The following is a 10881-nucleotide window of genomic DNA, read 5'->3' as shown; positions in this document are numbered from 1 at the left end:
GCGCCGCCTATCGTTGAGAACGATAGGCGCAAATTGAGCCAATATGAGAGAAAAATACCAGCCACCAAACTCAGGGCTACTACGTCCACCAGCAAAGGGTGCCACCTGAATCCTGACAGGATATCTACATAGTATTTAACATATGAATTCGGTAAATTAGCTTCCCAGAGTTCACGCTTGCCCCTTTAAGCTAACCAGGCCACCATGGAATGGTGGTAAAGAAGGAAGGTGGACATGCAAATTTTTTATCGTAATTCCAAACTGTTGTTCAGTTAGATTCTCGCTCTACAAAAGCGCCTATAAGCTTGTCATATCAACAACTTTCCCCCTTTAACTTCGAATCGGCCTGATGAGCATGTATTATTCATTTTCTTTTACTCAAAAGAGACAATGAAAAGGAGTCCCGCCACTACGGCCCCACCCTGCGCTGCTCAACGTTGGCGAGAGTTTAAGAAGGCTAACCCAGACAACTCAAACTCTGCTTTCCCCAACTTCTCCGCTGCTCGGCTTCGTGCCAATGGGGATTGCTCAAAAGAGACGAAGGAGAGGAGCCCTCCTCCCTAGCCCTGAGAGGAAAGTTTCTTTACCATTTCATGGGCCAAAGGAGTGAGCCGATATCGCTGCAAGCGGCTGGTGGGTTTTCCGGCAGAGTCATCTCAACAAGAGCGGCATCAAGGGCAGGCTTCAGATAAAGCCTGACAAACGACCTTCTATCCTTAAGACCAAGCAGGGAGAGCAGTTCCCGGCCCAACATTTCACCACTGATCACCATTAAAAGTTTTCCGACTTGGGGGGTGACTTGGGGGGTGACTTGGGGGGTGTCGTCAATAAGAAGCTGTAAAGAATCAAGAATCACCCCTAACATAAACGAGATAAATGGGGCAGAATCAGCCTGCTCCGTACTTGCGTTCAAAGCCCGATAATATTCACTCTGATGTTGGTGAACAAGGCTCTCCACGGGAAGATAGACAAAGAGTTCATGCCAGGCAGAGAGAATAAGACTTTGCCAGAGGCGACCCATTCGGCCATTACCGTCGGCAAAGGGATGAATGAACTCAAATTCATAGTGGAAGACACAGGATTTAATCAGGGGATGATCCTCACTGCTTTTAAGCCATGAGAAGAGATTTGCCATCAGGGTCGGAACAAGGTCGGCAGGTGGTGCCAAGTGGACGATCTCTTCATTCTTCATTATACCAACACCGGAGCTACGGTACTGTCCGGCACTGTCAAGAAGCCCCATCATCAGATCTTTATGGGCCAATAGAAGATCTTCCTTCCTGGCAAAACGCCACCGGGCCATCTGTTCGTAGACCTTTAAGGCATTACGCGCCTCCTGCACCTCCCTTAAGGGCGCAATGACCGTCTTTCCCCCCAAGATGGCGGTGATCTGCTCTTCACTGAGGGTGTTGCCCTCAATGGCAAGGGAGCCTTGGATGGTACGGATCCGGTTAATTCTGCGCAAGCGAAGATCATCCCGATTATGGCCCGTGCCTTCAGGTAACTGAGAGGCGGTGATCTGCCCCATTTTTTCACTGATCTCTGCCACCAGGGAGAGTATTCTGCTGGTTATGGTAAAAGGAGGAGTCATTGTCTGTTGTTTGTATGAGCTATTAGATGCAAAGTTTTTATCTCTGAGCCAAAGCATACTCTATTTATTGGTAAAACAGTAGAAGATGGTAACGCCTAGAACAGCCCCTGATCTGCATCCTCTCTTCTACACCTTAGAATGACCATGTAAACTCTCCTGTGCCTTGTACAGTGGACGCCACAATATTGGGGAAGGATCAAAATTTGCAACAAGAATGTCATAGAGCCAATACTGATCGGTCCAGCCTTGTACCACTCGCTACACCCTCTGCACCCTCGTGCTCAAAACGTGTCTCCTGAAGCCCTTGCTTCAGGAGCAATGGTGAAATACGAGGATTGTTGTTTATGAACAATATACCCCAGTGAGGGGATTTTCTTGTTCCAGGTTCATCTTCAAAAGAACCCATGAAAAATAGAATGTTTAATAGCATGGAGTAACATTGCCTGTAACAAGAAAACCTAAGGTTATTTATAAAAAAATCGTCCATGGAAATAGTACAATCAGACGCGCACAAGAAAGTTAACAGGGATGAAGGGTGGGAGGAAATACGCTGCCCTATATGCAACAAAGAGTGGTTTGCCAGAGGAGAGTACTGACATTGTCCACACCTGGTCTTTGCGGCCTGCACCTATTTCGGCTTTGATTTCTCATATATTCGAGAAGAGTATAAGGAAGGGCCTGTTGTTAAAGATATGCTCAATATTGCAACCGAATTTGAGTCCTACCTCAAAGAAAACAACTATACTGTTAATGAGCGTTTTGACGATATTCTTATGGAGAAGTTCGCAAAAATGACATCCCCCGATGTGAGCCACATTCTCGTTGATGAGTATTTGGCAAGACCACCGGAGACAAGCTCTTTCATCACTGTCTTTGGCTATAAATGGTAGGCCAAAGGTCTATGCAAACAAAGGGAACAGAGCATTGAAGCAATGGCGTTGACGTTTTGGGTAGACAAGAAAGCGATTGAAAGTTGGTACAGCGCGACACCATCGGGACAGCGTGGCCGTGTAGCCGTAAGTATACTGATGATGCGATGTTCAAGCAGGTAGGGCTGCGACCAAGGCTTTGAGCAAGGTTACCGCTTGAGTAATGCCTGTTCGAGAGGTTGGTTGCTAAGATGGAATGGCGCAGAGAGGAACTGATTTTTCTTCTCTCATGATTTATGCAACAAGGCCCATTTTTGTAATACTCCAACGTCATGGCGGAAAGGAATATCATTAAAATGTTATTTTGAAAAACCTGATCTAATTATTACCTCTTACTACCCTTAAGTAGAACTTTTCTTATTTAATTGATTCAAAAAAATCTATGATAAACTTTGGCAAATTTATATATTTATTTACCTTACCGAGCTCTTTTGGCCATTGTGAAAAATGAGGGTTAGGTATGACATGACCACCACCATCTATCTTCACTAATTGAACTATTTTATTTGATTCATCACAGGAGTTATTGTAAATAGATACATTATGTGACTCATTTTTAGTTTCTGTTATCTTTCTACAACTCATTAAATCTTTCCAGTACTCAATGGTATTAAATGTAGGAATGACTTCTCCTTTTTTTACTCCATCAATAACTTCTTGCCCCCCGTTAAAAGGACTAACTGGATCGCCTGTTCCATTTGCGACCAACATACTAACAGCTCTATTTTTTGCTACACAACGATCATTTGATGCTACGGGAATGGTGGCACCAATAGCAGCATAACCTTTAAAAAAATCAGGGTTTTCTTTTGCTAGTTTAAATACTAGTTGTCCACCATTTGAAAAACCTACTATAAAAATATTACTAGGTTTAATCTTATTCTTAGACTCCATAATGGAAACAATTTTTTTGAAAAATTTCATCTCATTGATATTAAGCGTATGCGGTTTGTCTGTTACTGATTTTCTGCAATCATTCCAAGATTTTTCGTAACCTTGTGGATATAATATTATTATGTTTTTAAGACTATCTGCAACTCTGTTAAATTCAAAGCCAGTTGCCTCGATCATAGTTTGAACATCCATCCCAGAACCATGAAGCACAAACAGTAGTTTCGGGTTTTCAGTAACACCATTTGGTATATAATAAGAGTAACTACGATTAAGATCACCAACTTCAACATGATCTGTTTTAACATTTTGAAAATTTGCTTCACTTTGAACTGCTAGTGTAGTGTTAATAAGAAATACGATGAATAAAATAGCTGCCCTTATTTTATAATGAGTTGTCACTTTTTATCCTTATATTAGTTCTTCAGCTTGAAGCAATTTTAAAAGATGCAAAGCTTTTGAATGGCAATATTAATAAAACACTAACTGACCCTCTTGCTGGGGCCGGTTAGTGTTTTGTTAGCCATTTTCTACCACATAATCATCCACACTCAATTGAACTTGGTGGAAACATCCTCAATAGGCTGCACTGAATGCATCTTGATAGTTTTTATCTCGTTACCAGCTGCGCCACATGCCTTGCGAACATCAACGCTTCGAATTGACTGATCATCGTATGTTTTATACGCCCATGTAAGATGCTTCAGATCAGAAACACTGGTCCAGTTGGTGTAGTCATGTACTACTTTTTTCCCTAAGACTTCACGCATTGCGCCTACCGGAATATCAAACATGTTCATAATATGAAATACTTGAGGTACGGTTTTTTCTGTTGTAGGGAGCTTTACGGCAGTCTCAGAAAATACAACAGCGCGTACAAATCTGGACGGTGGAGTAAAATCTCCTGGAAGACCGTGCATACCACTACCCTGTCCGTAATTTGTAATCTTCAGCCCACTCAAGTCAACAGGTGGCACATTGTTTACGTTCAAATTAACGTAGTTACTCAGGTTGGTAACTTGCCAATCAAAGGGAGGGGAATTTGTTAGGACGCCAATGGGGTCTTCGTAGATTTTGATCTCCTTGTTAACGGGTTCGATCACTACGGCAGCACCGGTGCTATCATGCACGACATAATGAAAGGGGAAGCTTTGGCCAGCAAGTGGCTTTAGAGGATGGCTCACGATAACGGCTTTGTTGAAATTGGCCCTGACTTCCTCGACGTTAGCAAAGTTAGCAAGCAGCCAAGCCCCATAGTCTTCCGAGGCCAGAGCTCGTGATGCATTCTTGGAGTCAACATCAGGATAACTCGCATAACCTGGAAGAAGAAGAGTGCCGACATAAAGGCCTTGGTCATTGATCCCGTCCGCTATAATAGGCAGGTCGAAACCATTGGCACCAATCATTCCATATTTAGTTTTATATTTCATGCCTTGGGACTTATCAGCCAGAGAACTCGTCATCTCGGTACCAGCCGGAATCACGAGAACATTGGATTTCATATCAACTTCAAACTCCATTGTTCGTCCAACAACTACGCCACCATCTCCAGCCACGAGACGTAAGCTGGTACAGGCGTTCGCTGATGTACTCATTAATAGTCCGGCCACTGCTGTGGTCACGAGAAAACTAACTGTTTTTTTCTTTACCATTAATTCCCTTAGCAATCAATTTTTCTAACAATGCAATACATGAAAAATCCCAAAATATTGCCTTATAATTGGATGTTTTTTAATCAATTAAACATACAGATTAATGCTATCACTTGTACTATACAAAACAAACCAAATTTCAAATTTACTTTTTTAAGATAGAATCTTTTATCTGGTCGCAGACAGGGCGCGAATACACTGTTAGACAGCCCTTAAAAACAGGCTTCTGTTACTGTTTCTAATAGTTATAAACGGAGCGGGTCATCCACACTCACTTGAACTTGGTGGAATTTAATAGGCTGCACCGAATGCATTTCGATGGTCTTGATCCTCCCCCGATATTGTGGCGTCCATATTAACTCGTTTTTATACAAGTAACAGGAGGTTCACATGGTTAGACAAAGGCTTAAAAAATATGATAAAAAAGAAGGAGGGGTCTACATGCAAATTTTAGTCTGTTGCACTTATTACATGAACTCAGCCTTGACTGTAGTATAAATACGGTTTCAACCAATGCATGGGTTCCTGATTGTTCTTCTTTTCCCGGACTGCCTGATATACCTAAAATTTTCATTTGGGTCTCCTTACCTTAAGATTACTGATTCTATAATTTTTTACGTCACTCTTTTGTTTGTGTCTATTGTTATTTAGACTCAACTAAAAGAGTGACGTAAAAAAATAAAAACAATCGTTGAAAACATTGTGTGTATGATCGCAAAGAGATAGGCTTTATATTGAAAATATGAGCACTGCCAAGGGCATAGAATGATGTAAACCTAAATTTTCTATACAGGAGTGATCGATGGATACGATGATTATGTGGGGTGGATATGCGGCTGCTGTTATCGTAGCCGGTGTTGCTACGGTGATCTTGCAAAAAAAAGGCGGCGGTAACAGTCAAGATTTTGCACGGACGGAAGAACTTTCCCAAAAGCTCTCCTTGCTTGAAAAAGAGTTAGGTGAAGCTCAGGATTCTCTTGTCGAAAAAGAGCAGGAGCTCAAAACAGCGTTAGAAGACCGTGATGAAAAGGCATCAAGATTGGAGGCCTTGGAAAACGATTTCGAAAGTAAAATGGATGATATCGTTCAGGCCTCAATCCAGAAACTATCCCATGCAGAACAGTCCAAGGAAGAGGCTGTTCAGGCTGCAGAAGATAATTACGAGGCAGCAGCCGAAGCATATGCCCAGATAAAAGAGAAAGAAAAAATTATAGCTGAGCTAGAAAAACAATTGAGAGGTTAATCAGCGCCATCTTCTCCGTGGAAGAAATATTGGTAAGAAAAAGTAATTGGATGGCGGAGGCGTTATTAAATCCTCTTCGTCGTTAAATTAAGCAGATATCGGGTGATGGTGCAGGACACGAGAGTTTGCTATCATATTACAGTCAAAGGTGTTTGCTCATCCACCACGGAAGAATGCTGGAATGTGGGAAGACGGCCACCCACGAAATGACACTGTAAAAGCACTGCGAAAAGGCGCGTTGAAAGCAAGCAGAGGGTATCATCAAAGGTCTCTTGCTGTAACAGCAATGTATCGCTACCAACAGTTGATCAATGGCAAATTAAGCCTCCGCGAATACAGGGTTCCAGCAGGTAGGGCTGCAATCAAGGCTTTGAACAAGAGGAATGCCTGTTCGAGAGGCTGTTTGCTAAGACGGAATGGAGCAGAGAGGGACTGATTTTTCTTCCCGCAGAAAAGTGATACTCTACGAGAGTACGACTTGCTTTAAGTAACTTAAAAATCAATGAATTTCCTAGCTTTCAACTTCTTTTATTACTTTCTCACAGTTACCGGCCTACCGATACATCCTCCGTTTTGCTGAGACTTTTTTGCGCTCAACTTTTCTTCAATCCATCCCTTACCAGCAGGTCCTTTCTTCCTCGATAGTTTTTCTCGATAGGTGAGCTGCTCTGTATCCAAATAAACGATTTGCCGCCCCCTGTCGGTCATGCTATAGATAGTCGTTTTTAACTTCCTTGTTCATTTGAAACGGAGTCTTTTTGGGCACATACATTGTAAAACGCGCGATTCACTCGTTACCATTACTTGTGATGGTCATCGTCTTTTCCTTTTTCGTCATACATATCATGCCGGGCGATCCGATCAGAACATTGCTCGGAGATCAGGCACCCGCTGAGCAAGTAGCCAGAATGACGAAAAATCTGGGCCTTGATCAGCCGCTGGTCATACAATTCATCGCTTGGCTAAAACATCTCCTCCATTGTAATTTCGGAACCTCTATATCGCTGGGAGCACCCGTATTTCCACTGATTTTAAACCGCATAGAGCCCACATTTATTCTGGGCATTCTCGGAACCCTAATCAGCGTTATGGTTGGCATCCCTCTTGGCATCCTCTCCACCCGGCATCACGGGAAATTGGCTGATAACTTGCTTGCCTTACCAGTCCTTATTTCCATTTCTGTCCCGGCTTTCTGGACCGCAATCCTCATGATCCAGCTTCTCGCGGTTAAAATCCATCTGTTTCCTGTGGCGGGATATCATACCATTGCCAAGTACGGCTTCTTGAAGGCGCTTTACGACCTGCTGCTTCCCGGGCTGATTCTGGGTATCATGTATTGCGGTCAGATTGCGCGAATGACCAAGGTGTCAACCCTTGAAATAATGAGTCAGAATTACCTGCGAACGGCTCGGGCAGCTGGCATCAGTGAACGGAAAGTCATCTATTATTATGCGCTGAAAAATTCTTTGCCCTCAATCATCGTGGTTATTGGCTACAGTTTTGCCAGTATGCTTGCCGGGGCCGTGGTCATAGAACAAATATTCAATATCCCCGGCCTGGGGAATCTTACTATCACCTCAATACTCAACAGAGATTATCCTGTTATTCAGGCCACTCTGATATTTATCACCGTCATTTTCATTATGATAAACATGCTTACGGACATTCTGTGCGTATACGTCAATCCCAAGATTAAACAAGATATCGAATAATGCATACGATTCTTAAAATAAGAGAAAAAACAAACGCGTATATTTTTACGGGGACCGTGCTTCTAGCCATCGTTTTCATGTTCAGCACCATTGGTTCGCTCGTCTCCGCTTTTGATCCCCTGCTCACAGCGCCGGCCATACGGTTGACTGCTCCGGGCACTGTTCACTGGATGGGGACTGACGATGTTGGGCGGGATGTCTTCACCAGAGTCATCTGTGGCATTAGAATGTCCATGATAATCGGCTTTGCCGTAGCCCTTATAAGCGGACTTGTGGGTACTCTTGCGGGCGTCAGTGCCGCATATTATCCCGTCACCTCAAAAGTCATCATGCGCATCGTCGATAGCATTATGGCTTTCCCCACGATCATCCTCGCCATCATACTTGCCGGGATTATGGGGGCAGGCATGAGGAATATCATCATTGCTCTGTCCATTTCGTATTTTCCGATGATTGCTCGGGTAGTACGAAATGCAACAGCTGAAGTTCTCGCGACCGAATATGTGGAATCAGCCGAAGTCCTCGGTAAATCAAATACCTACATCATCTTTCGCTATATACTCCCAAATATCGCCTCTCCGCTGATCGTCCAGATGACCTACACCTTTGCCATGGCCATTTTGAATGAATCAATCCTGAGTTTCCTCGGAGTCGGAATACAAATTCCGACGCCGAGTCTGGGGGGAATGGCCAGCGATGGCCGAAACTATATCAGTATCGCTCCCTGGATCATCGGTTTCCCGGGGCTGGTGATTTCATGGATAGTCCTTTCCCTGGATCTTCTGGGCGACGGGTTGAGAGAAATAATGGATCCCAAGGGCAGGGTCGCACCAACTGATTTTCAAAAAAACGTGGCACCCCCCCAGGGTGCAGACAAGACAAGAGATATTGAGATGCAAGACCTTTTGAGAATAGAAAACCTGACCGTTGTGGCAGCAGACGAAAAACACACAACTAAAATTGTCAGTGAAATTTCCCTTGCTGTCCGCAACGGCGAAACCATGGGGATTATCGGGGAATCAGGATGTGGGAAAAGCATTACCGCAATGAGCATCCTGAAGCTGACCGAACCAAACATCTATATTGACAAGGGGCACATAGACTGGGGAAATATCTGCCTGAGCGAACTTTCAGAGAGCAGCTTGCGAAAAATATGTGGGAAAGAAATCGGCATGATCTTCCAGGAACCCATGACATCTCTCAACCCGGTTTTTACCATTAAACAACAACTTTCCGCACCCATCAGATTGCATCTTGGCCTGAGCAAAACAGGCATTCATCAGCGCTGTATCAGGCTCATGCAGGATGTGGGTATCAAAGATCCTGAAAAAACACTTAAATCATATCCCCACGAACTTTCAGGCGGTATGTGCCAGAGAGTCGCCATCGCCATCGCCATATCCTGTGACCCTCAACTTCTGATCGCAGACGAGCCCACAACAGCCCTTGATGTCACCATCCAGGCCCAGATCCTGGGAATCCTCAAAAAACTGATCCACACAAATCACATGGCGCTTCTCATCATCTCCCATGATATGGGGGTCATTGCCTCTTTATCCGAAAACATAACGGTTATGTACGGTGGAGAAATTGTTGAGCAGGACACGAGGGACAATATCATAGAACAGGCTTCCCATCCCTATACGAAAAAGCTGATAGGCGCGGCTGAAGAACTCTATGACGGTACCGATGAACTGACCCTTGTCAGAGGAAACGTCCCCCTGCCCGGAGACAATATCATAGGATGCAAATTTGCCCCGCGATGTACTCTCAGTACACAAAAATGCCATACAGAACACCCGCCACTGACACAAAAAGAAGATGGGGCAGGAACTGTAAGATGTTGGAACTATCTGTAATATAAAAAATATTCAGAGATAAATATACAGGCTGGACAACAATATATGATCGAACAAAATTTAGACAAAAAGCCTCCTCTTTTACTCGAAATAAAAAATATATGTAAAAATTTTGTTTCGAAAAAGTCTGTAATCAAGGCGGTAGACCGTGTTTCCTTTGCTATACATAGAGGTGAAACCTATGCTCTGGTGGGCGAATCCGGCTGTGGCAAGACAACAACAGGACGGCTGATTCTCCGGCTGTTGGATGTCGACCAAGGGCAGATCCTTTTTGAAGGCATTCCCATAAGCGGGCTGACAAAACGGAAATTACGCAAAAAACGACACAATATTCAGGTTATTTTTCAGAATCCTTATGGTTCTCTGAATCCAAGAATGAAAATCAGTGCACTTCTGGCAGAGTCGATTTCAATCAGGGCCGAAAAACCTTCTAATATCCAAGCGGAAGCGGAGAGATTGCTACAGAGTGTAGGCCTGGAGAAGGAACATCTGGATAAATACCCCCATGAATTTTCCGGCGGACAGCGACAAAGGATTTGTATTGCTAGGGCCATTGCCACAAATCCAAAGCTGATCATTTGTGATGAGCCGGTCTCGGCGCTTGATCTGCTCGTCCAGGCCCAAATCCTCTGTCTCTTACAAAATCTTCAGAAAGAGTATGGGTTTTCTTACCTGTTCATTTCCCATGACCTGTCGGTTGTCCGCTATATGACCGACAGGATCGGCGTGATGTGCAACGGTAAAATTGTCGAGGAGGGTACGCGCGACGAAATATTTGAGAATCCACAGCACAGCTATACCAGGCTTTTATTTGCATCATTACCCACACTCAAGAATGCTGACGCGTTCACAACAACAAATATTCAAAAAGATACTGAGACCTATCAGAAAGTGCTTCGTGATGTAAAAGAACACTCGAGCACAAAGATAGCAGTAAGCAAAACACATTATTTGCTTTCAGATTAGTAGCATATTTACTCTCATCTCATGATAAAAAGGAAAAT

At 43.7% G+C, this 10881-nt stretch carries 7 protein-coding genes and 2 pseudogenes; 6 read left to right on the top strand and 3 right to left on the bottom strand.

The genetic code is table 11. The features are described from left to right. Positions 1–560: 560 nt before the first annotated feature. Positions 561–1591: pseudogene (locus tag DP_RS05985) on the bottom strand (Fic family protein). Positions 1592–2283: 692 nt separating this feature from the next. On the opposite strand from DP_RS05985, the gene DP_RS05975 reads away from it, so the two are divergent. After that, positions 2284–2481 carry a hypothetical protein gene (locus DP_RS05975; protein ID WP_041277687.1) on the top strand — a complete coding sequence of 66 codons (198 nt, stop codon included), beginning with the start codon at positions 2284–2286 and terminating at the stop codon, positions 2479–2481. Positions 2482–2877: 396 nt separating this feature from the next. Here DP_RS05975 and DP_RS05970 read toward each other — a convergent pair whose 3' ends face one another. Together DP_RS05970 and DP_RS05965 are read right to left on the bottom strand one after the other, a co-directional pair. Beyond that, entirely contained in the window at positions 2878–3813 is a 936-nt protein-coding gene (locus DP_RS05970; RefSeq protein WP_011188424.1) for an alpha/beta hydrolase family esterase, read from the bottom strand. 149 nt (positions 3814–3962) lie between these two features. Then, on the bottom strand, positions 3963–5063 hold the full coding sequence (locus tag DP_RS05965; RefSeq protein WP_041277686.1) for a choloylglycine hydrolase family protein: 1101 nt from the start codon (positions 5061–5063) through the stop codon (positions 3963–3965). An 802-nt stretch (positions 5064–5865) separates the two neighbouring features. On the opposite strand from DP_RS05965, the gene DP_RS05960 reads away from it, so the two are divergent. The 5 genes and pseudogenes from DP_RS05960 (at position 5866) to DP_RS05940 (ending at position 10843) form a co-directional block, all read left to right on the top strand. Next, positions 5866–6306 carry a hypothetical protein gene (locus DP_RS05960; protein ID WP_011188422.1) on the top strand — a complete coding sequence of 147 codons (441 nt, stop codon included), beginning with the start codon at positions 5866–5868 and terminating at the stop codon, positions 6304–6306. 160 nt (positions 6307–6466) lie between these two features. Then, a pseudogene (locus DP_RS19135) lies at positions 6467–6742 on the top strand (hypothetical protein); the annotation flags it as partial. Between the two features lie 322 nt (positions 6743–7064). After that, on the top strand, positions 7065–8018 hold the full coding sequence (locus DP_RS05950; protein WP_011188420.1) for an ABC transporter permease: 954 nt from the start codon (positions 7065–7067) through the stop codon (positions 8016–8018). Continuing rightward, on the top strand, positions 8018–9877 hold the full coding sequence (locus DP_RS05945) for a dipeptide/oligopeptide/nickel ABC transporter permease/ATP-binding protein (RefSeq protein ID WP_011188419.1): 1860 nt from the start codon (positions 8018–8020) through the stop codon (positions 9875–9877). Before DP_RS05950 ends, DP_RS05945 begins: the two co-directional genes overlap by 1 nt. A 45-nt stretch (positions 9878–9922) precedes the next feature. Then, complete coding sequence (locus DP_RS05940; protein ID WP_011188418.1) at positions 9923–10843, top strand: ATP-binding cassette domain-containing protein; 921 nt, start codon at positions 9923–9925, stop codon at positions 10841–10843. The last annotated feature ends 38 nt before the right edge of the window (positions 10844–10881 follow it).

It is taken from the genome of Desulfotalea psychrophila LSv54 (assembly GCF_000025945.1).
Taxonomy (GTDB): domain Bacteria; phylum Desulfobacterota; class Desulfobulbia; order Desulfobulbales; family Desulfocapsaceae; genus Desulfotalea; species Desulfotalea psychrophila.
The sequence above is the reverse complement of the archived record's forward strand: the minus strand, read 5'-3'. Positions and strand labels throughout refer to the sequence as shown.